The following is a 26,584-nucleotide window of genomic DNA, read 5'->3' on the forward strand; positions in this document are numbered from 1 at the left end:
CAGGACCGCGATCTGCTTGAACTCCAAGCCTTCGGCCAGGCCACGGGATATCTCTTCCCGATCACCCAAGGTCAACATCGCACGCACAGCGGAACATCCTGTCCCACCCAACCGCCAAGATCAAATGCTACGACCGGCTGAACCTGCCCCCGAGTGGGCGGCTCCGAAGGGCCAAACCTTCATCTCCCGCACAGCATCGACTCCGCAGCTCTGCCTACATATCAAGCTCCTTCGTCGTTCAGGGCACAACAATGCCGTTCAGATAGGGCATCTATCGAGGTCAGCGTGGTGAGCTGACGTTGGTGGGCTGCGACCGGTACGGTTGCCGGCCGTGACGTCGTCGGAGTTGGAGTCGTTGCCGCGGCCGTGGGGGCGGTTGACCGACCACATCGGACTGGGTGTGCTGTCGGCGCGGTTCGACCGGGATCTGCTGGAAGAGGTCATCAACCGCACAGGGCGGCGGGAGAAGCGGTCCCGGCGGCTGCCCGCGCACGTGATGATCCGCTACGTGATCGCGATGGGTCTGTTCTTCGAGGAGTCCTACGACGAGGTGATGCGCAGGCTGGTCGGCAACCTGCGCAAGCTCGGTTCCTGGGTCGATGACTGGCAGGTGCCGACCGCGTCGGCGATCACGCAGGCCCGCCAGCGGTTGGGGGTGGCGCCGCTGCGGGCGCTGTTCGAACGGGCGGCGGTCCCCTTGGCCTCGGCGGGCACGAAGGGCGCGTGGCTGGCGCGGCGGCGGTTGATGGCGGTCGACGCGACCAGCTTCGACGTGGCCGACACCGACGCCAACGTCGAGCGGTTCGGGCGGATGGGTTCGGGGCCGAAAGCGTCGGCGTATCCGAAGCTGCACGTCGCCGCGTTGGCCGAGTGCGGCAGCCACGCGATCGTCGGCGCGGTGCTCGGTGGCTGCCGTACCGGGGAGCGCACCCTGGCCGCGGACCTGGTCCCGGCGGTGGGGCCGGGCATGCTGGTGCTGGCCGATGCGGGCCTGTTCTCCTTCGAGCTGTTCGGCCGGTTCGCCGCCACCGGCGCTGACCTGGCCTGGCGGATCGGGGCGTCGGTGTCCATCGGACACCTGCGGTGGCTGCCCGACGGCTCCTACCTAGCGTTGATCTACCGGCCGGGGCTGAGCGCCGAACGCCGCCACCGGTTGGCCGAGCAGGCCAGGGCCGGCCACGAGATCCCGATCGAGTTGGCACGTCTGGTGCGGGTTGTGGAGTACATCGTGCCCGACCGCAACCCCGACGGCGAGCTGATCGTCGTGGTCACCACCGTGCTCGACCCCCACGACATCGACGCCAGCGACCTGGCCGGCGCCTACCAGCAGCGCTGGGAAGAAGAGTCCGCCCTCGACGAGCTCAAAACCGACCTACGCGGCCGCGGCGAGGTCCTGCGCTCCAAGACTCCCGACCTGGTCGAGCAACAGATGTGGGGGCTGCTGCTGGCCCACTACGCCATCCGCGCCCTGCTCCTGGACGCCGCCGACCCAGCCGGCTACGACCCCGACCGCATGTCGTTCATCAAAGGCGTCCGCGTCGTACGCCGCCAGGTCACCGACCAGGCGGCCATTTCCCCCTGAGCATCTTGCAGACGCCCTCACCGACACCCTCGCCGAGATCCGGCAACAGCCCAACCCCGAACGCCGGCACCGAACCTGCCCCCGCGTGATCAAACGCGCCCGGCACAACTCCTACCGCGTGAAACGCCCCACCGACCGGATCACTCGCCATCCGGGACCACCGACACCCCTGCTGGCCTGCCCAAACGCACAAACTTAACGGCATTGACGTAAGACCGCAGGTCATTCAGCTTGCGGGTCTCGGATAGAGCACCGTCTTAGGAAACCGATGCTCTATCCCCTGAGCTACGAGGGCGCGAGGGCCCAGCCTACCTGTCAGCGGGTGCCCCCGAGAACCCAGGAGTGCCCGTCGGTGCTCACGTATGCCAGCCGTCCCGCGCTCCGACCGATGGCGCACATGTGGAGCACACCCGGCGGCCCCAGACGGGGCATTCCATGACTGCTCCGCCGTGGTCACGGTTCTGCCGGCTCGCCGGTCTTGACTTTCCTGGTCCGTAAGTCGTAGCTTTCCGTTCGTGGCTAATTACCAAGCTGGTGATGGCTGGGACGCTCTCGGAGATCCCACCAGACGCGCCATCGTCGCGTGCTTGGCCGAGCGACCGCGGGCCGTCGGCGAACTCGCCGACGAGCTGCCGATCAGCCGGCCTGCGGTGTCCCAGCATCTGAAGGTGCTCAAGGACGCCGGACTGGTCACCGCCCGCGCCGCCGGCACCCGCCGGGTTTATCGACTCAATCCGGCAGGCGTGGCCGCGCTGCGCGATCAACTTGAGACGTTCTGGAACCGAGCGCTGGACGGCTATCAGGACGTCGCCGAGCAACCACCCGAGGAGCCGTCATGACGGAAACAACAGCCGCGGTCGTCCGCAAGCAGATCGTCGTCCAAGCACCGATCGAGCATGCCTTCACTGTGTTCACCGAGCGGTTCGGCGACTTCAAGCCGCCGGAGCACAACCTGCTCGGCGCGCCGATCGCCGAAACCGTGTTCGAGCCGAAGGTCGGCGGGCACATCTACGACCGCGCCGCCGACGGCAGCGAGTGCCGCTGGGCGCGGGTGCTCGCGTACGAGCCACCTGGCCGGGTCGTGTTCAGCTGGGACATCAGCCCGCAGTGGCAGGTGGAGACGGAGCCGGACAACACCAGCGAGGTCGAAGTCCGGTTCGTTGCCGAGACCCCGCAGCGCACCCGGGTGGAGCTGGAGCACCGCCACATCGACCGGCACGGCCCCGGCTGGCAGGCCGTCAGCGACGGCGTGGCCCACGACGAAGGATGGCCGCTGTACCTCGCCCGCTACGCCGCGCTGTTCACCGAGGGCAGCCGTTAGCAGCAGCACCCACTGTCACACCCGGTCAGATCCCGGCGCGACCTCCCACCCCGACAGCGACCCAGCCCACGGCCGCGCCGACCCGCGACCCGTCCGGGCGCGCATCACCACCCTGGAATAACAGCCACAGCAGAAGGTGGGGCATGAGGGGGTTCCGGCACCGCCGGAACCCCCTCAGCACGGCGGTGAGGCCTGCCGCTCGGACTCAGAAGGCGTCGGCGAGCTGCCCACGCAGCTTCGTCAGCGCCCGGGCCAGCAGCCGGGACACGTGCATCTGCGAGACGCCGATCTGCTCGGCGATCTGCGACTGGGTCAGGTTGCCGTAGAAGCGCAGCGTGAGGATCTTCTGCTCGCGCTCGTCGAGGGTGGCGAGCGCCGGGCCCAGCGCGACGCGCAGCTCGGCCAGCTCGAACTCGCCGTCCTCGCCGCCGAGCATGTCGCCCAGCTCGGTGGCCCGGTCGCCGTCGCCGGTCGGGGTGGCGACCCGCGGATCAAGGCCGTGTGGGAGCTGCACCTGCAGATGGAGCTGGCCCACCTCCAACAGGCCGCCGACCTGCTACGCCGCCACGACGGCCGGGAGCCCGAGGAGATCGTCGGCAGCGCCGGCCTGCCCGAGCCGGTGACCTTCGAACCCAACAAGGACTACCTGCGCCACCTACTGGCCACCCAGATCGACCTCACCAAACTCGGCGAGGGCTACGTCACGGAAGCGCACGAACGCTTCGAGTGGATGCAGCAGCAGGTGCACGACGGCCAGAAGCCCCCGAGCGAGCAGGTCATCGACATGCACCGGGAGCGCTTCGGCGACGAGTACCGCATCGAGACCGAAGGACCGCACCCGGTGGAGGGGCTGCGCGCAGAGGAGGGGGTCCGCCGTGCCTGACACCGACACCCCGGCCACCCCTGGCCCGGACGAGGACGTGGTCGACCTGCTGCTCGCCCAGCACGCCCAGATCGAGGAGCTTTTCCTGCTCGTCATCGGCGGCACCGGGCAGGACCGGCGCGACGCGTTCGACGATCTGGTCCGCCTGCTCGCCGTCCACGAGACCGCCGAGGAGGAGATCATCCACCCCCTGGCCCGCGACCTACCAGGCGGCGGCGGTGACCCGATGGTCGAGGACCGGATGGACGAGGAACGCCGAGCCAACGAGACGCTCAAGACACTCGTCGAGGGCGGCGTCGACGCCGACAGCTTCGACACCGCCATCATCCTGCTGCGCGACGTCGTGCTCACCCACGCCCGCTACGAGGAGCGTTACGAGTTTCCCCTGCTGCGCCAGCACGTACCGGCGGCGAGGCTGCGCAGCCTTGCCGCCGCCGTACGCGCCGCGCAGAACACGGCCCCGACCCGCCCGCACCCGATCGCCCGGTCAGCGAAGGCCAACCTGGCAGTGGGCCCCGCGCTGGCGGTCATCGACCGGGTCCGCGACAGGGTCCGCAAGTCGTCCGGCAGCTAACGCGTGGCCCTGTACTCCACGCCGGTGCTGGGCGCCGTCGCCCGTGCCGGCGCTTTGCTGGCCGGCACTGTTCCGGCGTCCGTACGTCCGCAGGTAGGCGGAGCCGGTCACGCCCCGGATGCCCCGACCGTCCGGTCGACCAGGGCTTGGGCCACGTCCCGGACTTTGCGGTTGGAGTTCTGCGAAACCTTCGCCAAGATCTCGAACGCCTCCGCCGGGGTGCAGCGGTGCTCGGCCATGATGATGCCCTTGGCCTGTTCGATGACCGCCCGGCTCGCCATCGCCTCCTGCATCTGCCGGGCGAGGGTGGCGGTGCTGTCGTAGAGCTGCGCGTTGGCCAGGGCGACCGCGGCGTAGGCGGCGAACGTCTCCAGAACCGAGACGGAGTCCTCGTCGAAGGAGTGCGGTGTGCGGGCGTAGACGTTGAGGGCTCCGACGACCGCCTCCTGGATGGGCAGGCCGATCGACACGGAACTTCCCACTCCGACCTCACGGCCGCGTTCGGCCCAGTCGGGCCAGCGAACCTCGGCCGCGATGTCGGGTACGGACAGGACTCCGCCACTGGCGGAGGCGTCCAGGCACGGGCCACTTCCCTGTGCGTACTGCCGTTCGTCCATCTCAAGGGCGAGGTCGGGGGTGAACGCCGCCGTGTACCCGGTCCCGTCTCGCACCAGCGTGACCGACACCTCCACCGGTGTGGGCAGGACACGTTTGGCGAGTTCGGCGACGCGCTGCAGAACATCGTCGAGACTGACGTCGCCGAGCTTGATGCGGCCGAGCTCGGCGAAGGCGTCGGCGGGGTCTGTCGGCGGGCGGGTCACGGCACCGGGTCCTCACGACCGGCGCGCCCGCCGCCGAACCGGAACCGGGGTGGACGCGCGAATGGCAGCTCGCGTTGGCGGGCCGCTGCACGGACCCACCCAGGGCAGAGCCGGGACCCACGCCAGCCCATTGACGCCGGTTCGCCGCACCCGACACCTCGGACGCAGGCTACAGGACAGTCAACGTACTCCCCGTTGTCGCTGAGTGCAGAGCCGGCGCAGCGCGCGAAACGACACAAAGCAGCACGGCCGGACAGGAAGTCGACGTGTCGGCCGCGACGCACGACACCGACGGCAGCCGGGACGGCGCAAGTCCGTCGTCGCGGCCGGGTCGCTGGCGCTGTCCGCGGCCACGCCCCGTGAGCGGGCCACCCGGTCGGGCTGACGGCACGATACATGCAGCGGTCGCAGAGCGGGCCGGAGCCGAACCTATCTGGAGCGGGCGGGCGGGCGGTGATGGGCCGGCGGCGGGTTTGCCTCGGTTGGGCCCGGGAAGCCGGTGGTCCTGACGGTGCGAGACGGACCTCGTGCCGCTCGTTGAGGGGGAGGGTGACATGGCCGATCGGGAGCAGCTCCACGAACTGCGCCAGCGGGCCCACGACGCGGGCATCGAGGGCAACTCGAAGATGACCGAGGACCAGCTCCGGCAGGCGCTGCGGAAGGTCAGCAAGGGCGCTGAGCCGCAGATGGCGAAGCGGGAAGCCAAGGGCTGACCGTCGTTGTCGGCGCCAGCACCCGGACCTGGGTGCTGGCGCCGCTGTCGCGCCTGACCGGCGGGACGGCATCGACAAGATCCGGCGCCGACGATGAGGACCATAGGCGCCATCGGCCTGCTGCCAACCGCCACGCACGTCAATTGCCTGGACTGCGCCGATCTGCATGACGTCGTGCAGCCTGGCTGGCGCGACGAGCGCGACTGGCGTCCGAGCGAGACCCACCGCTGTCACGACGCGCGCGCCCGCCAACGCGACAGCCAGCAGGGGAAACGCCACCACCTTCACCAGGACAAGGAGCAGGAGAGATGCACGTGACCGCGACCGACAACCATGCCGTCGCCCAAGCCGTCCACGACGTCGGATCGGCGTTGTGGTTCGGCGGCAGTGTCATGGGTGTGGCCGGAGTGAACAAGTCCGGCAGCGACCTCACCCAGGGCATCGACCGCATCCGTGTCGCCGAGTCCGCCTGGACCCGCTTCAGCCCCGCCCAGTGGCTCGGCATCGGCGCGACCATCCTCGCGGCCTGCAACTCACCCGCACCAGCCGGCGCCGCTTCGCGCTGCAGAAGGGCTACGGCTCGGTCGGCGCCGCCAAGGCCGCCACTGCCGTACTCGGCGCGGCCGCAACCGCCTACGCCGCCTACTGCGGCACCCGCATCGGCCGACTCGCCGAACAGGCCCACCAGCGCGGCGACCAAGTCGACGTCAAGGATGCCACCATACCCACGGCGCACACCCCGCCCGACCTCGCGACCTGGCAGCGACGTCAACGCATCTCCCAGTACGCCGTCCCCGCCCTGGCCGGCGCCAACATCGTCCTCGGGTCCTACCTGGTGCAGTCCTACCGCACCGGCACCACCGCCAAGGGCATCGTGCGCCGCCTGCTGCCGGACTGACCCTGGCCCCGGATCACCTCGGCACCCGGCGACACGCGGCCAGGTCTCGTACTGCCGGGCGGGCCCAACACGCCGAGGTGGTGAACTTCAACGTCGAGGACCGGGTTGCGTCGATCCTCGACATGACCGGCGGGCATCGACAAGATGATCAGCGTCTACCCGCAGACGGTCATCTCGTTCCCGTTCCTCCGCCGAGGCCCCCAGCCGGCGGTCCCCGCAAGTCAGGACCTGTTGCCCGGTTCCTGGGTGCGGCTGTCGAATTCGGTGTGGCCGTTCGGGCACTTCGGGATGGTGCCACCCACCTGCACGCTGACCTTCTCGCCACAGGTCGCGCAGTGGAACACCCCGGTTTTACGTGCCTTCTCCCCCGCGTGTGCCGGCATCGTCGCTCCCGGCTCAGCTGACGGTGGCCAGCAAGTCGCGGCAGGCCCGCTCGCAGGCCCGGCACGCGTCGGCGCAGACCCGGCAGTGTTCGTGCATCTGCGCGTGCCTGGCGCACTCGTCACCGCAGGATTTGCAGGCGGTGGCGCAGGCCGCCAGCAGGGTGCGGCTGATGTTGGCGTCGTAGCCGGTGTGCCGGGACAGCACCCGGGCGGTGGTGGCGCAGATGTCGGCGCAGTCCAGGTCGGTGCGCACACACTTGGTCAACTCGGCGATGCGGTCCTCGCTCAGGCAGGCGTCCGCGCACGCCGTGCACGCCTGCGCGCACGCGTTCAGCGCGTCGATGGTCGTGGCCAGCTTCGCCCGGTCCAGGTTGATCGACTTCGGGTAGGTCTCCAGCATGGACATGGTGATCGTCATGGTCGGCTCCTCGCGGGTGGGGCTCGTCCTGACCGCGCTACCCGTCCCCGCCACAGCCATGCCTGATCCCACGACTGCTTCGACCACCCGACCCACGGGCGCGCCGGGTGTCACCGCCGTGGAAGGGGGTAGCAGACGGGGATGACGCCGAGCAGCAGAGCCCTCATCGCCGGCGCGGCCGGCGCGTCCGCCCTGAACGCCGTCACCTACCTGGACATGGCGGTCAGGGCCAGACCGGCCAGCAGCGCCGGGGAGGACAGCGCCGCCCGCGTGGCCGACCTGGCCCACGTCGACCTCGGTGACCAGAAGACCAGCGAGAACCGGAAGTCCGGGCTCGGGCCGCTGCTCGGCTACGCCACCTCGGTGGCCGCCGCCGCGGTGTACAGCGCGGCGGGAGGCCGCCGGCTGCCGACCGCGGTGTCGGCACTGGCGTTGACCGGACTGGCGATGATCGCCTCCAACGCCCCGATGACCGCGCTGAAGGTCACCGATCCGCGCGCCTGGTCGGCCGCCGACTGGCTCACCGACCTCTTCCCGCACCTCGCCTACGGCACGGTAACCGCCATCGCTCTGAAGGCGCTGCGATGACCAACGACCGCTGATCGCCCAGCCGAGAGGAAGATGCACCAGGAGGTGGCGATCTGTCCCGGTGCCGTTCCGGACGCGCCGTCACTGCGGGTCGTCGAAGCGCCGGGTGCCACGCACTCCCGCCGCCACGTGCCCAGGTCGCCGAAATGCGCGCCCATGGTCGCTCTCACCGAATTCACCGCTCGACTTCACGTGCTGGCAGCGCGCAGAACGGAGCCGAATTCGCCACTCACCCCGAGCTGCCGCACAGCGGGGTGTCAGCGGCCAGGCCCGTGGGTAGGGTGGTCCGCGGGTCAAGACATGCGCCCAGGGTCTGCCACCGCGCCTCGACGCCGGCGGGAGGACCCGACTGACCGATGGATCATCGGGAGGCGGCATGTCCACCATCGAACGGCCCACTGGGCACCACACCGAGCCCACCAAACCGATCATGACCTTGTCCCTGGATGTCGAAGGGCCCGCAACGCTGATCACCGTCTGCGGCGAGGTCGACATGAGCACCGCGCACCTCATCACCGAGCTGACCGAACACGCGATCGACCGGCGACCCGCACGGCTCGTGCTCGACCTCTCCGGGGTGACCTTCTTCAGCGCCCACGGCATCAGCGCCCTGCTGCGATCGCAGCGCGCCGCCGCTCACGCTCACGCTCACGTGAAGCTGGCCCTGCGCGAGGCCGCCCCCGTGCATCACCTACCTGCTGGCGGTAACCGGCACCCCGATGAACCTGGACGAGACCACGCCACCTCAGTCCTGAGCAGTAATGCGGGCCATCGGACCGGTGATCTCTCACCGCATCCGCGCCTCCCGACGGCTGACGGACACCGCAGCATCAGGCAGGTAGGGCAGAACTTGACGTAGATCCTAGGGCCGGGGTGGTTGAGCAGACAGCCACCCCGGCCGCGCTTTCCACCGCTCCGCGGTCGCGTTGAGGCGGTCATGGTCGATCTGCGCCGTTCGGCCGCCGGCTGTCCAAGCTGGTGATCAAGGTTCGGATTGAAGGGCACCAAGCGGGGGATGTAGCCGTGCGTGAGGGTCGCATTTGTGGCAGTAGGCGCAGCCCTGGCTGTATTGACCGTGGGAGGGTGCACGTCGAGAACTGGCAGTCGGAGCTGCTGGCCGTGACGTCGATGGTGGTCCTGTCGATCTACCTGCGGCAGCGGGGATCATCCCAATCCAAGCCGGTCGGCGCCGCGCACGCCGCCACTGGAGTAGAAGGCTGAGCCTGCGGCGTCCCCCGTCAGACGAAACCGGCGAAGGAGCTCGGGCTCCGGGGTGAACTGAGCACGCCCTTTGGAGTGAAATCAGCCAACTCAGGCTCCAGCTCCCGTCACTTCGATTGATGATCAGCAGGAGTCAAGGGTGCCCAGGCGGCCAGCGTCGGGCACTGCCTCGCCACGCCCGCGTCTCACCGTTACCCGGGAAATCCCCGGTCCTGTAGCCGCATGCTGTGGTTGCTGGGGCCGGCCTACGAGCCGGCCGTCGCGGATGACCTGGCCTGAAGCGAGCATCGGGCCGAGCAGTGGTGGGGCGGCGTCCCACCTACATAGGAGGGAACACCATGTCCACTGATGCTATCGATCTGCTCATTGAGGACCACCGCAAGATTCGCGGGCTGTTCAAGGAGTTCCAAGACGCGGGGTCGGATGCCAACAGAAAGGGTCAGCTGGTAAGCCAGATCCTCGAAGCACTGACCATGCACACCTACATCGAGAACGAGTGTATGTACCCGGAGACCCGCAGGCTGCTGCCGGACCTCGATGAAGCGGTACTGGAGTCCTACGAAGAGCACCACGTCGCGGACGTGCTGGGCTTTGAACTGGCCATGATGAGCCCAAGTGATGAGCATTTCGAGGCGAAGACAATGGTCCTTATCGAGGCCGTCACCCATCACATCCAGGAAGAGGAACAGGAGTGGTTCCCGAAGGTCCGCGCGGGTGTTGCGCCTGAACAGCTGCAGGACCTCGGTGCCCGGCTGGCGGAACTGAAGAAGAAGGCGCCCCGGAAGCCGACGGCGCCGCGCGCGCTGAAGAAGGCGATGGACGCCGTGCGGGCGTGACCCGCCAGGGTAAGGGGCCAGCGCCGGCGTGGTCGTTGTTCCTGAGGCAGCCTGCGTCAGCTCGTCACGGCGAGCGGGCCGCGGCATGCCTGCGGTGCACATGTCGGCAGCCCTGACGAGCCTTCCAGCGGTTGGTCTAGAGCGGTGGATGGCTTCCAGAAGGCCCTGCCGGTGCTCAACGACGGCGCGTCGGTCATCCTGTCCGGCTCGACCGCCGCCACCAGCGGCACCCCCGCCTTCGGGGTCTACGCCGCTTCCAAGGCCGCCATCCGCTCGTTCGGCCGTACCTGGGCCGCCGAGTTGACCGGCCGCGGGATCAGGGTCAACACCCTCATTCCGGGCCCGACCGAGACCCCCGGTGTCACCGGCCTGGCTGCCAGCCCGGACGAGGCCGCCGGGCTGCTGCAGATGCTCGCCTCCACCGTGCCGCTGGGCCGGATGGGCCAGCCCGAGGAGATCGCCAACGCCGCCCTGTTCCTGGCCTCCGACCAGAGCAGCTTCATGACCGGCGGCGAGATCTTCGTCGACGGTGGCGCGAAGCAGGTCTGACCGACGCGGCGTCCGGAGCACCCACGGCGGCATCGGACGCCGGGACCGCGGTGCCGGCAGGCCTGTCCTCGGCAACGAGGCGACGGCCGGCACCGCCGGGCGGGAGATCACCGCCGCCACCCTGAGGCGGGATTGCACAGGTCAGGCAGGCTTCCATTGCCTGGTGGACGTTCGCGGCCGCCGCTGGGAGCATCGGTGCGGGATGAGCGGCGGACCGGCGTACCCTGACCGGCTGGCGCCCACACTTGGGCGGGGCAGCGAGGTCGGTGGTATGAGCGAGCGAGACGCGCTGCATGGTCTGCTGCGGCAGTCGCACCGCGCCCGGCCCGAGGACCTACCCGGGATGGCACGGCAGGCCGCTCAGCAGCTCGGCGCCGACGACATGGTCCTCTACCTGGTCGACCACGAGCAGCGTCAGCTGCTTCCCATGCCAGGCCCGGGCGCACCACCGCGTGAGTCGCTGGCCATCGAGGGGACCCTGGCCGGCCGGGCATTCAGCATGCTGTGCCCCTTCGGCGGGGCCACGGACGCCGGCGGGGCCCGGCTGTGGCTGCCGCTGCTCAACGGCCTGGAACGCATGGGCGTCGCGGAGGTGGTCACCGCCGCCCCCGTGCCCGACTCCTCGGTGGCCGCGTTCGAGGCGGACGCGTCCCTGCTCGCCGAGCTGGTGATCAGCCGGTCGCAGTACAGCGACACGATCGAGCGGATCCGCCGGCGGGCGCCGATGCGCCTGGCCGCCGAGATGCTGCGCGCCCAACTTCCACCGCTGACCTTCTCCACCGGGCACATGATCATCAGCGGGATCCTGGAGCCCTGCTACGACGTGGGTGGTGACGCCTTCGACTACGCGGTCAACGGCGACATCGCCCATCTCGCTCTGTTCGACGCAGTCGGGCACGGCTCCGGCGGCGGTATGCGCGCGGTGATGCTCGCCAGCCTGGCTCTGGCCGCGTATCGCAACGCCCGCCGGGACGGTTTCGACCTGATCGCGACGTACCATCACATCGACACCGCCGTACGGGACCATGACCGGCGTGGCCTGATCACCGGCGTGCTGGCCGAGCTAGACCAGCGGACCGGCCGGCTGCGGGTCATTGCCGCCGGGCACCCGAGTGGGCTGGTGATCCGCCGAGGCAAGGTCGCCACCGTCCTGCCCACTCCCACCGCCCTGCCGGTCACCCTCGGCGACAGGCGGCCACCCGTGGTGGCCGAGGAAGCCCTCGAACCCGGCGACGACCTGCTCTTCTATACCGACGGCATCATCGAGGCCCGGTCGGCCGACGGGGAGCGGTTCGGCACAGAGCGGTTGGTCGACTTCACCGTCCGGGCCCTGGCTGACGAACTTCCGCTGCCCGAGACCGCCCGGCGGCTGGTGCACGCGATCCTCGCCTACCAGGACGATCGGCTCCAGGACGACGCCACCGTACTCATGGTCCGTTTCCTTGGGCCGTCGACGGTCCAGGCCACCTGGCCGCACAGAGACTGACCGTTCTCTGCCTGCTGGGTGCGCGAGTTCGCTGTCCCCGCCGTCAGGTCGCGACGGGTGGCGATCCTGCGGCACCGCCGGACAGCTGAATGAGGCTGGTCATGTCGAGAACCCGGCGGACCTGCCCGGGCGATCGGCTCTCGCAGCAGGTCATCGAGCCGATCCGCGCCCCACATGTCGATCTCACCGGCCAGCGCCAGCACGCTCCGGTCGCCGCTGGCGTCAACGCGCCAGTGCCCCGGCGAGCCCGAGTCGCGAGGGGCAGGTACCGGCCGAGCGTGGAGACGGCGAGTCGATCCGCGGCGGGTCACCCCCTTGGACAGACCGCATCTTTGCCGCATCAACTCCGAAACTCCACTAATGTCCATCGGGGGAAGCCGATGACGACAGACCAAGCAGTAGGCCTGACACGCGAAGGTGAGGGGCCCCAGCGGGCAACCCTGCTGGAGCTGTTTCTCGATCTGGTGTTCGTCGCCGCACTCGCGCTAACTTCACGAAGCTTGGCGCAGAGGCTCGACTGGGTCGGCGTTCTCCAGACCGTGGTGCTACTGATGGCGGTCTGGTGGGTGTGGTCCGTCACCGCGCTGGCAACCGACCTTTACCACGCGCAGCGGCCGCCCATCTTCGCCATGACGCTCTGGGTCATGCTCGGGACCATCCTGATGGCTGGCTCGCTGCCCGGAGCCTTCTCCGACCACGCCCTGGTCTTCGCTGGCGCTTACGTGGCGATCCACGTGGGACGTGGTTTCTTTCTCGCCTTCACGCTTCACGGCCGCACGGCGCGGCTACACGCCAGCCGGTTCATCTTCTGGTTCGTCGTGTCCGCCGTACCGTGGCTCGCCGGCGGCCTCATGGCAGGCATGGCGCGGAACCTGCTGTGGGCCGCTGCGCTCGCCATTGATTACGGGTCAGCCTGGCTCCGCTACCCCACGCCCCAGCTCGGTCGGGTACCTACGTTTCAGTACAAGGTGGCAGCCGACCACCTGGCGGAGCGCTACCGGCAGTTCTTCACTCTCGCCCTCGGTGATCTCATCCTCGTCACCACCCTGACCTACGCCGACGCCGAGGTGACGGCCGAGCGCACAGCGGCGCTCCTCGTCTCGTTCGCGGCCACCGTGCTGCTGTGGCAGATCTACGTCCACCGCGCAGGGGCCCTGCTACAAGCCGCCATCCAGTCCTCCCGGGATCCGGGCGGATTCGTGAGGTCCGCGCCCAACACTCACCTGCTCATGGTGGCCGGCGTGGTCGCCGCCGCCGCCGGTTTCGAAAACGTCATCGCCCATCCCACCGAGCGCACCACGCCCTGGCTGGCCGGTGTCATTCTCGGTGGACCTGCGTTGTTCATGGCCGGACGAGCCCGGTTCGAATACGAGGTGTTCAGCCGGGTGTCGCCGTCTCGGCTGGTCGCACTGCTCGTGCTGGCAGTCGCGGCACCCGCCCTGGTGCTCGCACCCTCCCTGGTGGCCGGCGTCACCGCCGCGCTCGTCCTGGGCGGGGTTGCCGTCGCGGATGGCATCCGTGCCCACGGGAACCCACCCGAGCCACCAGCGCCCGCCATGTAGCTGGAAGCCACCTGGCCGTTCCGCCATGGACGATGGCGGCCCCCGCCGACGGATATCCACAGGTACCCAGGAGTGCCCGCAGACCGGTCCGCATCGGGGCCGGAGTGCTTCCCCCACGCGGACCGGTCCGCGGCCGATCAGCTCAGTTGACGGTCACCGGGATGGTCTTCGGCGGCTGTTGCAGTTGCCCGTAGTTGTCCACCGCTCTGATCGAGACGGTGTAGGCACCTGCCGGGACCACCGGCGACGTGTACGCGAAGTTGGACCCCGGGGAACCCTGACTGGTGAGGAAGGCCGAGATCCAGGGTGAGCCGCCGAACACACCGGCGGAGTTCATCCCCTGACCGGCGCTGTTGAGGATCTGGACCTCCACCCGGGCCATCCCGACGTCGTCCACGGCACGTCCGGTGACCACGATCCTCGAGTCGGTGTAGACCTGGGCGTCCTGCGGGGTCAGGCTCGGTTCCAGCCGGGGATCGAGGTCGCCCGGGTACACGAGGTATCGAGCGGTGGCGCCGGAGGTCGAACCATCCTGCTGGCCCGCCGTGTCGACGGCCCACGCCTCGACGCTGTACTCACCCTTGGTCGGCAGGTCGATCGGCAGGCCGAACGTGGTGCTGGTCGCCCCGGGCGAGGCGAGGGCGGCGTTCACGGTGGCGAAGCTGGCCGCCATGGTGCCGTTCGGCTGCACGTACCGGCCGGTGTCCAGGTCGCGCAGCGCCACCCGCACGCCCTGCACGCCCTTGTCGTCGGTCGCCGTGCCGGCCAGGTCGAGGTGCAGCTGCTCGACGTTCTGGTCGACACCGGTGAAGCTCAACAGACCGTTCGGGAAGGCGTCACCGGGTACCTGGGCGGTGACGCTGAGCCGGCCCATGTTGGCGCTCGCCGTGGTCAGGCCCAGGTTGTCGGTGGCCCGTACCCGGAAGTCGTACACGCCGGGCGTGAGCGGCGCGGTGGTGTAGGACCAGTTGTACGACGCGGCGTTGAGGTTCGTCGGCGAGATCCGGTAGTAGGCCGCGATCGAGTCGGCGCCCCACGTGCCGTCGGCGGCCAGCGCCTCGCGCGTGGTGTTGTTGCGCAGGTAGATCTCGACCGACTTCAGGGTGTCGTCGTCGCCGGCGGTCCCGGAGAAGGTGATCGAACCGCCGGGGGCGACGGTGATCGGTGCGGCAGCGGTGGGCGGTGTCATCGGCACGGGGTTGCTGATGGCCACCGTCGGCGGGACACCGGTCGCCGAGATGATCCAGTCCCGGGTGTCGCCGCGCAGGTCGCTCTGACCGGCGGTGTCGATGGCGGTGGCGGTCATCTTCCAGTCGCCCTCGACGGGGAGGGTCACCTCGACCTGCCAGGTGGCCGACAGCGCGCCGATGACGTCCGGCTCGCCGCGGAACGTGTTGTAGACCGGGGCGACGCTCCCGTCGTCCTGCAGGTACTGGTTGTTCGGGGTGCGGAACGAGTACGTCAGCGCGCTGACGCCCTTGTCGTCACTGGCGGTGCCGGTGGCGATGAAGGTCTTGGTGGTGAGCAGGCCGCCGGTCGGCGAGGTGATCCTCGTCGACGGTGGCAGGTCGTCGAACCGGAAGGTCTCGATCTTCTTGACGGCCTTCGTGGCGTCGCTCGCGCCGTCGCGGGCGAACGTCTTCGCCTGGAGCTGGTATTCGCCGCTGGGCAGCGACACGGAGAGGGACCACGAGGTCGAGGGAGTGTTCAGCGCTGCGACTGCGGCGTTGATGCTGTTGGCGGCGCCCCACGTCACGCGGTCGTCCTGCAGGTACTGCTTCGAATTCCGGTTCTGGATCTCCACCTGGACTCGGGTGACACCGGCCGGAGCGGTCGCCTTGCCGTCGATCACGAATGCCGCGTTGGCGGGCTTGACCGCTCCCTCGATGGGCGTGGCGATCGTCGTGTCGACCGACGAGGCCGCCGGCGCCCGGCTGAGGTCGAAGAATCCGACCCGCCCGACCGTCTTGGCACCCTTGATGTTGCCGTCGCCACCGACGAACAGACCTCGCGGGGTGGCCAACATGGCCTTCTCGCCCTCGTACGAGTTGGAGCCCGGGTTCCATTCGAGCGCCGTGCCGGTCTTCGGGTCGAGCGCGCCGAGGTGGTCACGGCGGACCACCTGGTCGCCGAGACCGTAACCGCTCAGGCCCTGCCCGGTGCCGTAGCCGACGTTGTCCAGCCCAGGCCAGGGGACGTTGGAGGTCGGCGATTCCTGCCAACTGAAGTGGCCGCCGACGTACACGGCCGTTTCGGTGATGGCGACCGAGTAGACGCTGTCGAAGTGCCGGGACACCCAGATCGGCTGGACGTTGTCGTTGCCGGTCACCGGGAACGCGATCGCGGTGTCGTTGATCGGCGGGCGGTCGCCGCCCGAGCCGCTGGTGACGACGAAGTAGGAGTCGTTCGGCGCGATGTCACCGGCGAAGACCCGTTGGATGCCGCCGACGAAGGAGAGGTTGTCCTCCCACAGGCGGGTGCGCCACGGCAGCAGGGCCTTGGTGGCGGTGTTGATGAGACCGACGCCGTAGCGGTCCTGGCCGGCGATCTGCCGACCAGTGTGGACGACCAGCAGCTTGCTGTCGTCGTGCGTCAGCTTGAGCTGCTGCACGGTGAGCAGGCCGCCGACGCCGATGCCGCCGGACAGGGGCAGGTTGAATCCGCTGTCCACCGCGCCGGTGGTCGGGTTGAGCGCGACCAGGCCGCTGCGACTCACGCCGTTCACCTTCGTGAACTGGCCGCCGACGTACACCGCGGTCTTGCTCACGGCCAGAGCGGTCGCGCGTGCGTCCGCGGTTGCGGTGAACGCCGCGATCGGAGCACCGGTGACCGGGTTCAGCCGTACGATCTTGCGCTTCGCGACCCCACCGACCGTGTTGAACGATCCGGCGACATACAGCGACGAGCCGTCCGGTGCGGCTTCGACGGCCTCGACGGAGCCGTCGAACGTCGGCCGGAAGCCCGTATCGATCTTCCCCGTGTCGATGTTGTACGAAGCCAGCGACCGCTGGGCGATCGGCGTCGCGCCGACGTTCGCGATCGACGTGAACGAGCCGGCGATGAAGACCCGGTTTCCGATCAACGCGATGTCGGTGATCTCGCCGTTGGTGATCCTCGGCGTGTCGGTGCGCGGCGCACTCGGCACCAGCCCGGTGTGCCCCGGCACCGGTAGGGCCGCGATCGCGGCAGTACGGACGGCGGTGCGCGTGGCGTCGCCGCCCACCGTCTTCAGGACGGTGCGCGTGGTGGTGCTCGCGGCATTGTCGGCGAGCTTGCCCGCCACCGTGCTCGCAGCCGCCGGCAGGCCCGTCAACACGACAGCCCCGGCGACCAGACCCGCAACGGTGCGGCTCCGAACGTGCATCGAGACAACCCCCTGTAACGCCCGAATCGCGCTACCGGGTCGGCCCCCGGGCAGCGTCCACTCGCCGGCGTGCCGGAGTCACCGTAGGAGTCAATGCCCCCTCGTGGTACGGCGGCCGCCGGAAACGGACCGCTCGACATCAATTCCGGCCCCACCGGCGGGCCCCGTCACCTTCGGATCCACACCCGCTCCACCAATCGGATCGGTGCACGGCTGCCCATCGGGCCGCCGCCGGTCTGATCGACCCATTCGACTGGCCGCCGGTCGAGCGAGCGAGGATTCCACCCCCGACCGGCGCCCGGTGTCCACGGCGCGCTCATTGACAGGCGGGCGTGGTGTCCGACGAGGCTGAGCGGTAGCGGGGCCTGCGCCGTCCCGGGTTGCGCCACATCGGGTAGGCGGTGGTGCCGTCGGGAAGCGTGAAGGGCTCGTGGGAAACGTAGCCGTGCCGGACGTAGAGGTCTCGGTCGGCGGTGGTGGTGGCCTCGGTGTATGCGGGCAGCAGGCCGCGGTCCATCCAGGCGTTGCTGCTGGCGAGCAGCGTCGCGGCGCGACTGATCGGCCGCGGGCTCGGTGTCACCGCGAAGAACGCCAGGTGGTTGTGGGGACCGGCGGGCCGATGGGTGCCCAGGACGTCGTTCAGTTGGATGAAGCGGTCGAGGTGGTCGCCGCAGGCGACGGCGAGCCGTTCCCCGTAGCCGGTCGGGGGTGGGATGGGGCCGTTCCGGTGGAACCAGACGGCGGCGGCGGAGCGGTCGTTGAGGAGGTAGGCCTCGCCGAAGAGGAGCGCGTGCTCGGTCCAGATCCGGGCGACGGTGGTGAGCACGTCTCGTCGACAGCGTTCGTCGGGCACGAGCCACGCGCCGATGGGATCGCGGGCGAGGGAATCGGCGACAAGCTCGGCGATGTCGGCGATGTCGCACCATCGGGCACGTTCGACCGGCAGCGAATTGTTCACAGGTACTCCTGGTAGGTACGGCGGTTGGCAGACGGCGTTTGCCGAAGCGCGATGCGGGCTCGGTAGGCCAACTCCAGGCGGCACGTGAGGCGCCCGGAGGGCGGCAGAACCTTCCGCGGAACTCGAGCGTCGGCGAGCAGCGGTACGGGCAGGGCCAGCCCTGCCCGTGCATGGGCATTCAGGCGGCAGCGATGCTGGCGGCTTCGCTCAGGCGGGTCTGGTGTCCGGCTGACGCGATCGGTCCGCGAGCGTGGCGCCCCGGGCCACGGCACAGCCCTGCGGTTCGAGTTCCGGCGTCCACGAGCGAAGCGAGGCGTCGGCAGCCCCGGTTCCGCCACCGGCGGGGCCGTTACCGGCCGTGCTGCCAGGGCTGGCAGGGGTCAAGCCATCGGAGCGAGTCGGTTCGGCGGGCAACCGCAGCGCGGTCTCCCTGGCCGTGCCCGCTGACGGCCGGCCGCTCGCTGCTGGCTCCCAGGTCGGTGGGGGTGGCAGGGCTTTCGGGTGGATCGCGACGATCGGCAGGGCGGGACGGGCCACCGCAGCGGGGCTGGTGATCGTCGGCGGCCGGCCGGCTGGCGTCGGGGTGACCTCGACCGGATCGCCGGGAAAAGTCGGGGGCGCTGCGGGTCCGCCGATGATCGGCTGGACCAGGTCGAGCACCGGACCGACGACGGGACCCAGGACCTCGACGATCGGCTGGGTCACCGGGCGGACGACCGCGCCGACCGGTTCGAGCAGCCCCGCCCCGGCGGTCTGCCGCACAATCGGCGACGCGAGGCCCACGACCGGACGCGTCACCGGCTCGGTCGCCTCGACGACCCTTTCCACGTCGGCAACTGCCGATACGTCCACCACCGCCCGTACCGGTGCCGACACCTCCGACCGCTCAGCCGCGGGCCCGCCGACCGTGGTCCCCGGCTCCGTGCCCGCCGGCCGGCGCGTCGCGCCCGTCGACCTCGGTGGGGCCGCAGCGGTATCGCCGTCGATGCGGGCTGCTGGCTCGTCGACAGCCGGCCCGGTGAGCGAGTAGGGACCGCAGGGCAGCGGAGCGCCGAGCAGCCGGCCGGCTCCGTTGAGCACGTCACGCAACAGGCAAGGTCGGGCGGGTTCGGCAGCGTGTGCGGCGTCGTCGGCGATCGCGTCGTACCCGCCCCATACGCCGAGGACTCCACCGAGCAGGAGGAGGCCACGCATTGTCGTCCGAGCGAGTCGGCCGCGACATCGCACCACGGGACCTCCGAGCGGAACTCCGCTTTCCCACGCCAGGCTCCGATTTTGCCTCCGGTGAGCCTCCAGGCACTCTCCGACACGCACGTCGGGCCGTTACCGGCCGGGGACACGCCCCCACGTCGAGCGTTTCTCGAGCCGATCCACCGACCATGGACTCACCGGCGCCGGCGGGCGTCGGGGCGATGCGGGCAGAGTCGGCGAGGGTGGTGAGGTCGGTGCCGGCAGGGTATGTGCGGTGGCTCCGGGCGGTGTCGCGGACACTGTGGCGGGGCCTGCAACACTGCGGGGCCGGCTACACCGGCCTGATCCTGCCGCCACCCGCCGCGGCGCCGGAACCGGAAGGAACAACCGCGACGGTCACCGCCCCGGCATCGGGGCATCCGGAGCGGCTCGCGGCCCATGTGCCGATGTCGCGGGTGGAGAAGCGACTCTGGGCGGACCTCGGTCACCACCACCGGGCCGACTGAGCGGTCGGAGCGGGACGATCGCGTCAGCCCGACGGCCGGTCGGACTCCGGCTGGTAGATGTCCGGCACGCCGTCCCGGTCGCGGTCGGCGGTCTCCGCCTCGTACACCCGGCGGTAGAGCCGCCCCCGGGCGCGCAGAATGATCGTGGCCACCATCGCGGCGAGCAGCGACCCGGTGAGCACAGCGACCTTTGCGTGACCGTCGCGTTCACTGCCCAGACCGAACGCCAACTCGCCGATGAGCAGCGACACGGTGAACCCGATGCCGCCGAGGAGGGCCAGGCCGAGCACGTCGAGCCAGTTGAGGCCCTCGTCCAGATCCGCGCGGGTGAAGCGGGAGACCAGCCAGGTGGCGGCCATGATGCCGACCGGTTTGCCGACGACCAGGCCGACGACGATGCCGAGCGCGACGCGGTCGGTCAGCGCGGTGGCCAGGCCGGCGGCACCGCCGACGGTGACCCCGGCGGAGACGAAGGCGAAGACCGGCACCGCGATGCCGGCGGAGATCGGCCGGAACCGGTGCTCGAAGTGCTCGGCCAGACCCGGGCCGGCATCCGGCCCCCCCGCGGCCTGACTACGGATCACCGGGACGGTGAAGGCCAGCAGGACGCCGGCCACGGTGGCGTGCACCCCGGACGCGTGCACCAACGCCCAGGTCACGACCGCCAGTGGCAGGAGCAGCCACCAGGAGCGGACCCGCCGCTGCACCAGCACGGTGAAGATCGCGAGCGGGACCAGCGCGCCGAGCAGCGGGAGGACCGACAGGTGCGCCGTGTAGAAGACGGCGATGATCACGATCGCCAGCAGGTCGTCGACGACCGCCAGGGTGAGCAGGAAGGTGCGCAGCGCCGACGGCAGGAAGCGCCCGGCCACGGCCAGCACGGCGAGGGCGAAGGCGATGTCGGTGGCGGTCGGGATCGCCCACCCCTTCGCGCCGCCACCGCCCGCGATCAGGGCGTAGAGCACGGCCGGTACGAGCACGCCGCCCGCCGCCGCCGCGACCGGCACCGCCGCCCGGCGTGGGTCCCGCAGGTCGCCGGCGACGAATTCGCGCTTCAGTTCCAGCCCCGCGACGAAGAAGAAGATCGCCAGCAGGCCGTCGGCGGCCCAGGTGGCCACGCTGAGGTCGAGGTGTAGCGACGCCGGGCCGAAGCGGAGGTCGCGCAGCGTGTGGTAGCCGTCCGACCAGGGGGAATTCGACCAGGCTAGGGCGAGCAGCGCGCCGACGAGCAGCAGCGCTCCGCCGACCGTCTCCTTGCGGAGGATGGCGGAGATGCGACTGGTCTCGCCCCACGAGCGGCGGGCGAAGAGGCTGGCTCGGCGCCGGGCGGCGTCGGTCACGGGATCTCCTCGTCGACAGGGGTCGCGTCGTCCATCGCCGACCAGACTTCCCGGCACACCGCTGACTACCGTATCCGGCGGCCGCGCGGCCAAACCCCGGAGGGCCCTCGTGCCGTGCGGCGAGTCGCCGGTGGCCGGCCGGACCGGTGCAACGTCGCGCTGAGCGGGGGTCGGGGGACCGCGCTAGGCTCGCCCCACGGGACCTACCCCGTCGGGCATCACCGACTTCGACAGCTACGCCGACGCCGTACCGCCCCGGCTTTGCCCCTCCTTCCCGGAAGGCGTGGTGTCACATGGCGGACGGGCCTCCGATCCTCGTCGGCGTTCCCGACGGCACGGGGTGGGTCGGCACCCGCGCCGGTGTCCGCGGCACGGCGGCCGAGGGGTCGCCATGACGGGTCCGGCCTCGCCCGTCGCGCGGGACTTCGTGCACGCCGCCCTGATCGTCGACTCGGAAGACGCCCTGCGCGCCCGGCTCGTCCCCGCGCTGCGGCGGTCGGTCGCGGCGCACGAACGGGTCCACCTGCTGGTCGGCGCGCACGTCGAACGGGTCCTCCGCGACGCCCTGGGCACCGTGGCCGACCGGCTCGAATGGGGCGAAAGCGCCACCTTCCACCTGCGGCTGGGCTTCGCGTACGAGCGGCTCCGCCGGTATCTGGCCGCCCAGCACGCCGCCGGCAGCAGCGTCCACGTGATCACCGAGGCCGACGTGTCGGCCCCCGAGCGGGACGCCCCGGTTGACCGCGCCACCGCCCACCTGTCGTACGAGTCCGCGTGCGGCGACGCCTACGCCGACTACGGCTGCGCGGTCACCTGCCTCTGGGACAGTCGGCGCCACCCCACGCCCCTCATCGAGAGCGTCCGGACCCTGCACAACCACGAACTCACCGACAGCGGCTGCCTGCCCAACTCGGGGCACGTCGGGTCGGCCGACTACCTGCGGCGGATCAGCGAGATCCCGCTTGCCGCCGTGCCGACGATGGTGGACCTCGACGTCGGCCTGGTGGCCCTCGATCAGCTCAACCCGCTCCGCGCCGCGCTGCGCGGCTGGGCCGAGGCGAGATCGTTCGACGCGGACGCGACGGGTGACGTCGTCGTCGCGGTCACCGAGGTGGCCACGAACGGCCTGGTCCACGGCGCGCTCCCGGTACGCCTGCGGTGCTGGCACCACGGGGACACGCTCATCGTCCAGGTCGACGACTCGGGCGACCGCCCGATCCCGCCGACGGCCGGCTTCCGCGGGCCCGGCAGCGCGGACCGGGTCGGCGGGCGAGGTCTCTGGCTGGCCCGACAACTCGCCGACGTGGTGACCATGCACTGCGGGGAGAGCAGCACCAGCGTACGGTTGCACTTTCCGCACGTGGGCACGCACGGTCGGCCGGCCGGCCGGCTGACCGGGCCGCCGACAGCGGCGGCCCCGAGCCGACGTCAGGCCCGCGCCGGCGTGGTCAGCGCCGCAGTTCGCGCCAGGCCGGGTCGCCCCCGCGCCAGGCGCCGGCGAGAATGCTGGCCGAGCCACGGCTGGGGCACTCCTGCACCTTCGACCGTCCGAGGGCGCCGCCGATCTGCGCCTGGACCTCCCACCGCTGCCCATCCGTGCGGATGTACACATCGCGACGCCCACGTGCCGTCGCGTCCCCATTCCACCAGTGCTCCTCGACGATCACCTCGCGACGGTATCTCAACAGGTGGCCGGACCGCACCGCCCGGCAGCCGGATCGGGACCGGACCGCCGCCGGGCTCCGGGCGTCGTACCGGACAGAAGCCGCGGTGGCGGCCATCGGGGCGGCGAACGCCTCCCCGACGAAGGGACCAGCCGTCAACGAGTCGCTACTGTCGGTAGCGACAGCCCAATCCCGACTCGGTGATCAGCTGCCGGGGGCGGGCGGGGTCGTCCTCCAGGTTGCGCCGGAGCTGGGCCATGTACTGGCGCAGGTAGTTGGTCTCATCAGGTCGAACCGGGCCAGCAGGTAGGCCACCACCCGCCGCCCTCCGCCCGGCCGAGGTGGCGCAGGTCCGCCATGAGCCTGAGGTTCTTCGCGAGCACGCCCTGCGCGGGCAGGTCGCCTCGACGGCCGGCCGTGGTGTGGTTGTCGTCGTCATGCCGCCCAGCGTTGCGACGGCGGGGATCACCACGGTTTCACGCCTCCGGAACGGCGGGTCAACCGTCCAGGCGGCGGACCATGTTCATGATGCTTTCCACCTGGGCCCCGCCCTTGATCGGGTAGTTGCTGCCGCCGAGGTAACCCCACCAGTCCCAGCATCCGTTCGGGTTCACCCCGGACGATGTCGCCTGCGGGTAGAGAACGATCAGCCGGTTGGTGTCGGCGTACTGGTTGAGGTTGGCCCGGTCGACGAAGGCGGTGCCGACCTTGGAGTAGCCCTGCACGCAGCCGTGCAGGGCGACCAGCAGCCGACAGGTCTGCCCGCCGGCACAGGCGCTCGGGACGTACGCGAAGCCGTTGGCGTCCATGCTCAGGCCGTTGGCCCAGCCGTTGACCGCGAAGACGTCCTGGCTGAACCGGATCAGCGTGCCACCGAGCGGGCCGGTGTTCGGCGCCGCCACCGAGCCGAGGAGCTTGCCGAGGAAGGCGCCCTGCGGGTCGGTGCCGCAGTCGTTGAGGTACGGCGAGGCGGTCGCCGTGCAGCCCACCGTGCCGTACGGGGTGACCCAGGCATGCCCGGCGGCGCTGGCGGACTCGTACCGCACGCTGGCCCCGAAGTCCTGGTAGTAGCGGACCAGGTCGTCGGTGACGGATTTCTTCACGGTGTTGTCGTTGCCGCCGTGGTAGACGTACACGGGCTGGCCGGCGAGGTTGCCGGTGCCGTCGATCCAGCCGTACGACGCCCAGCTGCGGGTGTAGCTCTCCAACGTGGAGACGTACGTCGGGTAGCGGTTGTCGCCGCAGCCGTAGAGCGCCTGCGAGGCGTTGTTCTGCGCGCAGTAGTAGGGCCCGGCCGCGAAGACGGCGGCGCCGCGGATCCGCGCCGAGTAGGCGACCTGGAGCTGGGTGGCCATGTACCCGCCGGAGGAGACCCCGGCGACGTAGACGGCGGAGACGGGGTACGTGCCGAGCGAGCCGGCGACCGGGGGCTTGGTGTACGGCGTGCTCGCCGCCCGGGCGGCGACGCCGCCGGGCAGGACCAGGAGGAGGACGGCGGCGAGGGTGGTGACGGCTTTCCACGGTGACTTCATGGCGTTCTCCCGTCCGAGCGCCGGCGGGACGACCGGCGTGCGAGGACGCTAACGTGATATCGACCACAGCAGATATCCGCACGGCCGACACCTCGGCGGTCGCGGGAGTGTGGGGCTCCCACCCGACCGCCGTTTCCGCCCCGGGCAGGCCGGGCACGCCGTCCGCGCGTTGCCGGGGGTCCGGCAGCCGGGTGCGGAACTGGCAGTTGGGTGGGCGGACCGCGTATGCCTGCCCGGTGGACCAGCGGCCGGGACGTCAACCGTCGCCCTTCTCCTCCTCGCCATTCTTGTCTTCCTTGCCCTTGCGGTCGTCCTTCTTTTCACCGTTCTGGCGGGGAGCGGGCCGACTGGTCTGTCCGGCGACGGTGAGTGCGCTGCGACAGGACCTTCCGTTCAGGCGGAACTGGTCGGGCAGGGAGGTGGTCCCCCGGTAGGTCACTGCCACGGTGGCGGTGACGGTCCGCGTGGGCGGAAGGTTACCGATGCTGGCCTGGATCGTGTCGCCGCTCTGCCGCCAACTGCCCGGAGAGCCCTGGACGAGGCGCTGGTGGCCGGGGAGGCTGAACGCCAGCCGCGCGTCGTCGATGGGCACCGGGCCGGTGTTGGTGATGCTGACCCGAGTGGAGGACCGGCCGTCGACGGCGCCGCTGAGGGAGTACCGGACACTGCACTCCGGCTGGCGTTGGCCGATGCCCTCGACGGCGGTCGGGGTGCGGGCCTCGGTCGGATCACCGCCGGACGAGCCCTCGGCGGACAGGGCGACGGCCACCGCCCCGGAGGCCAACATTGCCGCGGCGGCGGCCCCAGCGACGGCCGCCCGCCGTGACGGAGGGAGCCGCCGCCAACGGTCCAGGGGCACCGCGACGAGCCGCGACGCCGGGACGGCGGCTACGACCAGGCCGCGCGCCGGAGACCAGCTACGGGTGGGTGCCGGCTCCGGGATGATTCCGGCGCCGTCGTTGAGGGTGCCAGCGAGCAGCAGCGTGGCCGGGGATAGGCCGGCGACGGCGCCGAGGACCGAAGCCGCCTCGGCGGCCGGCGGGCGGTCGACCGGTTCCTTCGCAAGGCAGCGGCGGCACAGCTCACCGATCTCCGGAGGCAGGTCGGCGATGTCCGGCAGCGCGGCCGGTTCGTGGTAGCGATGGGCGGCGACCATCTGGGTGGTGGTGGAGGCCCGCCACGGCAACCGGCCGGCCAGGGCGCGGTAGAGGAGCAACCCCAGCGCGTACACGTCGGTGGCCGGGTGTACCGCACCTTGTTCCAGCCGCTCGGGGGCCAGGTATGCCGGGGTACCCAGCAGCCCTTCGGGCAGCCCTTCGGGATCGCCGGAAGTAGCCGAGATGCCGAAGTCCACCAGCTTGACCCCACCGCCGGCCACCATCACGTTGCCGGGCTTGACGTCCCGGTGCACGACCCCGCGCCGGTGGGCGGCGGCCAGTGCCGCGGCGACCTGGGCGCAGATCAGCACGGCCACCCGCCAGGGCAGCGGGCCGCCGGTGAGCAGCTGGGACAGCGAGCGGCCCTCGACGACCTCCATGACCACGTACGGCACCGGCGGTCCGCCGGAGGCGGTGGCCTCGCCGTAGTCGTACACCTCGACGATGTTCGGGTGGCGGAGCCGGGCCGCGGAGCGGGCCTCGGCCCGGATCCGGTGCAGCAGTTGGGGATCGGCCGCCAGCTCCGGGGAAAGCAACTTCACCGCCACGTCCCGGCCGAGCACCTCGTCGTGGGCACGCCAGACCACCGACATGCCGCCCGCACCCAGCCGCTCGAGCAACCGGTAACGACCATCCAGCATCGACTCGACGTCCACCGTCGGAAAGTGCCCCGGCCGGCGTTCCGGAAAACACCGGACGGTGGGGCCCCCGGGGTCGGGTGACGGGCGTCAGCGGCCGGGCAGCGCCTGGGCGACCTGCGTCGCCCCGGCGATGAGGATGTCGTATCCGTTGGCGCCGACCTTGCCTTCGCGGCGCAGGTCGGTCAGCTCCTCGGCGAACTCCCGCAGGTTCTCCCGCGCCTTGTCCGGCTCACCGTCGGCAATCCGCTCCTCCGCCTCGCGCAACCGTTTCCGCAGCTCTTTGCCGTCGCCTGGGCGTAGCTGCCGCTGCTGCACGAGACCGTCCACCGTGGCCCGCAATCCCGCAACCAGTTCCGCCGGGCTGGCCGCCCGCCGCGGGGACGAAGGGGAAGGGGA

General features: G+C 70.6%; 27 protein-coding genes and 2 pseudogenes. 16 read left to right on the forward strand and 13 right to left on the reverse strand.

The window, feature by feature from the left end; genetic code table 11:
• On the reverse strand, positions 1 to 78 hold a 78-nt coding region (locus DKT69_RS41400), incomplete at its 3' end, for a helix-turn-helix domain-containing protein (RefSeq protein WP_438361781.1).
• 229 nt (positions 79 to 307) lie between these two features.
• Between DKT69_RS41400 and DKT69_RS13640 the strand changes: the two genes are divergently transcribed.
• The 3 genes from DKT69_RS13640 (at position 308) to DKT69_RS13650 (ending at position 2,903) form a co-directional block, all read left to right on the forward strand.
• Complete coding sequence (locus DKT69_RS13640; RefSeq protein ID WP_375373508.1) at positions 308 to 1,582, forward strand: IS4 family transposase; 1,275 nt, start codon at positions 308 to 310, stop codon at positions 1,580 to 1,582.
• Between the two features lie 515 nt (positions 1,583 to 2,097).
• Positions 2,098 to 2,421 carry an ArsR/SmtB family transcription factor gene (locus tag DKT69_RS13645; RefSeq protein WP_109801942.1) on the forward strand — a complete coding sequence of 108 codons (324 nt, stop codon included), beginning with the start codon at positions 2,098 to 2,100 and terminating at the stop codon, positions 2,419 to 2,421.
• Positions 2,418 to 2,903 carry an SRPBCC family protein gene (locus tag DKT69_RS13650; protein WP_109801943.1) on the forward strand — a complete coding sequence of 162 codons (486 nt, stop codon included), beginning with the start codon at positions 2,418 to 2,420 and terminating at the stop codon, positions 2,901 to 2,903. Before DKT69_RS13645 ends, DKT69_RS13650 begins: the two co-directional genes overlap by 4 nt.
• Before the next feature lie 205 nt (positions 2,904 to 3,108).
• Here DKT69_RS13650 and DKT69_RS13655 read toward each other — a convergent pair.
• A pseudogene (locus DKT69_RS13655) lies at positions 3,109 to 3,387 on the reverse strand (sigma-70 family RNA polymerase sigma factor); the annotation flags it as partial.
• Positions 3,388 to 3,402: 15 nt separating this feature from the next.
• Here DKT69_RS13655 and DKT69_RS13660 point away from each other — a divergent pair.
• Together DKT69_RS13660 and DKT69_RS13665 are read left to right on the forward strand one after the other, a co-directional pair.
• Positions 3,403 to 3,786, forward strand: a complete 384-nt coding sequence (locus DKT69_RS13660; RefSeq protein WP_236647866.1) for a hypothetical protein — start codon at positions 3,403 to 3,405, stop codon at positions 3,784 to 3,786.
• Positions 3,779 to 4,360 (forward strand): hemerythrin domain-containing protein, encoded by a 582-nt coding sequence (locus tag DKT69_RS13665; RefSeq protein WP_109801944.1) that lies wholly within the window; start codon positions 3,779 to 3,781, stop codon positions 4,358 to 4,360. Before DKT69_RS13660 ends, DKT69_RS13665 begins: the two co-directional genes overlap by 8 nt.
• Positions 4,361 to 4,467: 107 nt before the next feature.
• Here DKT69_RS13665 and DKT69_RS13670 read toward each other — a convergent pair whose 3' ends face one another.
• Positions 4,468 to 5,181 (reverse strand): GAF and ANTAR domain-containing protein, encoded by a 714-nt coding sequence (locus DKT69_RS13670; RefSeq protein WP_109801945.1) that lies wholly within the window; start codon positions 5,179 to 5,181, stop codon positions 4,468 to 4,470.
• A 554-nt stretch (positions 5,182 to 5,735) separates the two neighbouring features.
• Here DKT69_RS13670 and DKT69_RS38290 point away from each other — a divergent pair.
• Both DKT69_RS38290 and DKT69_RS13680 read left to right on the forward strand, forming a co-directional pair.
• Positions 5,736 to 5,894: a hypothetical protein gene (locus DKT69_RS38290; protein ID WP_161557830.1), complete on the forward strand. Its 159-nt coding sequence runs from the start codon at positions 5,736 to 5,738 to the stop codon at positions 5,892 to 5,894.
• Positions 5,895 to 6,387: 493 nt separating this feature from the next.
• Positions 6,388 to 6,792, forward strand: coding sequence for a hypothetical protein (locus DKT69_RS13680; protein ID WP_201749660.1), 405 nt, complete (start codon positions 6,388 to 6,390; stop codon positions 6,790 to 6,792).
• A 221-nt stretch (positions 6,793 to 7,013) separates the two neighbouring features.
• On the opposite strand, the gene DKT69_RS13685 is transcribed toward DKT69_RS13680, so the two are convergent.
• Positions 7,014 to 7,175 carry a zinc ribbon-containing protein gene (locus DKT69_RS13685; protein WP_109801947.1) on the reverse strand — a complete coding sequence of 54 codons (162 nt, stop codon included), beginning with the start codon at positions 7,173 to 7,175 and terminating at the stop codon, positions 7,014 to 7,016.
• Between the two features lie 13 nt (positions 7,176 to 7,188).
• The gene (locus DKT69_RS13690; RefSeq protein WP_109801948.1) at positions 7,189 to 7,593 is read right to left on the reverse strand and encodes a four-helix bundle copper-binding protein; all 405 of its coding nucleotides are present in this window, start codon (positions 7,591 to 7,593) and stop codon (positions 7,189 to 7,191) included.
• A 141-nt stretch (positions 7,594 to 7,734) separates the two neighbouring features.
• Between DKT69_RS13690 and DKT69_RS13695 the strand changes: the two genes are divergently transcribed.
• From DKT69_RS13695 to DKT69_RS13720, 7 genes are all read left to right on the forward strand, one after another.
• On the forward strand, positions 7,735 to 8,181 hold the full coding sequence (locus DKT69_RS13695) for a hypothetical protein (RefSeq protein ID WP_109801949.1): 447 nt from the start codon (positions 7,735 to 7,737) through the stop codon (positions 8,179 to 8,181).
• Positions 8,182 to 8,557: 376 nt separating this feature from the next.
• Complete coding sequence (locus tag DKT69_RS13700) at positions 8,558 to 9,040, forward strand: STAS domain-containing protein (RefSeq protein WP_109801950.1); 483 nt, start codon at positions 8,558 to 8,560, stop codon at positions 9,038 to 9,040.
• A gap of 224 nt (positions 9,041 to 9,264) precedes the next feature.
• Positions 9,265 to 9,402: a DUF6766 family protein gene (locus DKT69_RS38295; RefSeq protein ID WP_161557831.1), complete on the forward strand. Its 138-nt coding sequence runs from the start codon at positions 9,265 to 9,267 to the stop codon at positions 9,400 to 9,402.
• A gap of 338 nt (positions 9,403 to 9,740) precedes the next feature.
• Positions 9,741 to 10,238 (forward strand): hemerythrin domain-containing protein, encoded by a 498-nt coding sequence (locus tag DKT69_RS13705; RefSeq protein ID WP_109801963.1) that lies wholly within the window; start codon positions 9,741 to 9,743, stop codon positions 10,236 to 10,238.
• Positions 10,239 to 10,382: 144 nt separating this feature from the next.
• Entirely contained in the window at positions 10,383 to 10,787 is a 405-nt protein-coding gene (locus tag DKT69_RS13710) for an SDR family oxidoreductase (protein ID WP_236647868.1), read from the forward strand.
• A 271-nt stretch (positions 10,788 to 11,058) separates the two neighbouring features.
• On the forward strand, positions 11,059 to 12,273 hold the full coding sequence (locus tag DKT69_RS13715) for a PP2C family protein-serine/threonine phosphatase (RefSeq protein WP_109801952.1): 1,215 nt from the start codon (positions 11,059 to 11,061) through the stop codon (positions 12,271 to 12,273).
• A 380-nt stretch (positions 12,274 to 12,653) separates the two neighbouring features.
• Positions 12,654 to 13,835, forward strand: coding sequence for a low temperature requirement protein A (locus DKT69_RS13720; RefSeq protein WP_109801953.1), 1,182 nt, complete (start codon positions 12,654 to 12,656; stop codon positions 13,833 to 13,835).
• A 142-nt stretch (positions 13,836 to 13,977) separates the two neighbouring features.
• On the opposite strand, the gene DKT69_RS13725 is transcribed toward DKT69_RS13720, so the two are convergent.
• From DKT69_RS13725 to DKT69_RS13735, 3 genes are all read right to left on the reverse strand, one after another.
• Positions 13,978 to 17,199, reverse strand: a complete 3,222-nt coding sequence (locus DKT69_RS13725) for an Ig-like domain-containing protein (protein ID WP_109801954.1) — start codon at positions 17,197 to 17,199, stop codon at positions 13,978 to 13,980.
• 316 nt (positions 17,200 to 17,515) lie between these two features.
• A complete protein-coding gene (locus tag DKT69_RS13730; RefSeq protein ID WP_109801955.1) occupies positions 17,516 to 18,157 on the reverse strand; it encodes a hypothetical protein in 642 nt (213 codons plus the stop codon).
• 207 nt (positions 18,158 to 18,364) lie between these two features.
• Positions 18,365 to 19,351, reverse strand: coding sequence for a hypothetical protein (locus DKT69_RS13735; RefSeq protein ID WP_109801956.1), 987 nt, complete (start codon positions 19,349 to 19,351; stop codon positions 18,365 to 18,367).
• Between the two features lie 284 nt (positions 19,352 to 19,635).
• Between DKT69_RS13735 and DKT69_RS13740 the strand changes: the two genes are divergently transcribed.
• Positions 19,636 to 19,854, forward strand: coding sequence for a DUF6059 family protein (locus DKT69_RS13740; RefSeq protein ID WP_146231072.1), 219 nt, complete (start codon positions 19,636 to 19,638; stop codon positions 19,852 to 19,854).
• A gap of 23 nt (positions 19,855 to 19,877) precedes the next feature.
• On the opposite strand, the gene nhaA is transcribed toward DKT69_RS13740, so the two are convergent.
• Positions 19,878 to 21,194, reverse strand: coding sequence for a Na+/H+ antiporter NhaA (gene nhaA, locus DKT69_RS13745; RefSeq protein ID WP_109801958.1), 1,317 nt, complete (start codon positions 21,192 to 21,194; stop codon positions 19,878 to 19,880).
• A 391-nt stretch (positions 21,195 to 21,585) separates the two neighbouring features.
• Here nhaA and DKT69_RS13750 point away from each other — a divergent pair, with 391 nt between their 5' ends.
• Positions 21,586 to 23,037 carry an ATP-binding protein gene (locus tag DKT69_RS13750; RefSeq protein ID WP_109801959.1) on the forward strand — a complete coding sequence of 484 codons (1,452 nt, stop codon included), beginning with the start codon at positions 21,586 to 21,588 and terminating at the stop codon, positions 23,035 to 23,037.
• Here DKT69_RS13750 and DKT69_RS39740 read toward each other — a convergent pair.
• The 4 genes and pseudogenes from DKT69_RS39740 to DKT69_RS13770 form a co-directional block, all read right to left on the reverse strand.
• Positions 23,025 to 23,159 (reverse strand): annotated as a pseudogene (locus tag DKT69_RS39740) (DNA-binding response regulator); the annotation flags it as partial. The gene DKT69_RS13750 and the pseudogene DKT69_RS39740 overlap by 13 nt on opposite strands.
• A gap of 196 nt (positions 23,160 to 23,355) precedes the next feature.
• Positions 23,356 to 24,390, reverse strand: a complete 1,035-nt coding sequence (locus DKT69_RS13760; protein WP_109801960.1) for an extracellular catalytic domain type 2 short-chain-length polyhydroxyalkanoate depolymerase — start codon at positions 24,388 to 24,390, stop codon at positions 23,356 to 23,358.
• 256 nt (positions 24,391 to 24,646) lie between these two features.
• The gene (locus DKT69_RS13765) at positions 24,647 to 26,203 is read right to left on the reverse strand and encodes a serine/threonine-protein kinase (protein ID WP_236647880.1); all 1,557 of its coding nucleotides are present in this window, start codon (positions 26,201 to 26,203) and stop codon (positions 24,647 to 24,649) included.
• Between the two features lie 72 nt (positions 26,204 to 26,275).
• On the reverse strand, positions 26,276 to 26,584 hold a 309-nt coding region (locus DKT69_RS13770; RefSeq protein WP_236647883.1), incomplete at its 5' end, for an FIMAH domain-containing protein.

Origin of the sequence: Micromonospora sicca (assembly GCF_003172935.1) — a bacterium.
Classification (GTDB): Bacteria; Actinomycetota; Actinomycetes; order Mycobacteriales; family Micromonosporaceae; genus Micromonospora; species Micromonospora sicca.

Excerpts from the sequence above, each read along its gene's own strand:
- DKT69_RS13735 (WP_109801956.1), bottom strand. The coding sequence starts at position 19,351 with ATGCGTGGCCTCCTCCTGCTCGGTGGAGTCCTCGGCGTATGGGGCGGG.
- DKT69_RS13715 (WP_109801952.1), top strand. The coding sequence starts at position 11,059 with ATGAGCGAGCGAGACGCGCTGCATGGTCTGCTGCGGCAGTCGCACCGC.
- DKT69_RS13760 (WP_109801960.1), bottom strand. The coding sequence starts at position 24,390 with ATGAAGTCACCGTGGAAAGCCGTCACCACCCTCGCCGCCGTCCTCCTC.
- DKT69_RS13690 (WP_109801948.1), bottom strand. The coding sequence starts at position 7,593 with ATGACGATCACCATGTCCATGCTGGAGACCTACCCGAAGTCGATCAAC.
- DKT69_RS38290 (WP_161557830.1), top strand. The coding sequence starts at position 5,736 with ATGGCCGATCGGGAGCAGCTCCACGAACTGCGCCAGCGGGCCCACGAC.
- DKT69_RS13685 (WP_109801947.1), bottom strand. The coding sequence starts at position 7,175 with ATGCCGGCACACGCGGGGGAGAAGGCACGTAAAACCGGGGTGTTCCAC.
- DKT69_RS13700 (WP_109801950.1), top strand. The coding sequence starts at position 8,558 with ATGTCCACCATCGAACGGCCCACTGGGCACCACACCGAGCCCACCAAA.
- DKT69_RS13750 (WP_109801959.1), top strand. The coding sequence starts at position 21,586 with ATGACGGGTCCGGCCTCGCCCGTCGCGCGGGACTTCGTGCACGCCGCC.
- DKT69_RS13705 (WP_109801963.1), top strand. The coding sequence starts at position 9,741 with ATGTCCACTGATGCTATCGATCTGCTCATTGAGGACCACCGCAAGATT.
- DKT69_RS13695 (WP_109801949.1), top strand. The coding sequence starts at position 7,735 with ATGACGCCGAGCAGCAGAGCCCTCATCGCCGGCGCGGCCGGCGCGTCC.
- DKT69_RS13725 (WP_109801954.1), bottom strand. The coding sequence starts at position 17,199 with ATGCACGTTCGGAGCCGCACCGTTGCGGGTCTGGTCGCCGGGGCTGTC.
- DKT69_RS13720 (WP_109801953.1), top strand. The coding sequence starts at position 12,654 with ATGACGACAGACCAAGCAGTAGGCCTGACACGCGAAGGTGAGGGGCCC.
- DKT69_RS13650 (WP_109801943.1), top strand. The coding sequence starts at position 2,418 with ATGACGGAAACAACAGCCGCGGTCGTCCGCAAGCAGATCGTCGTCCAA.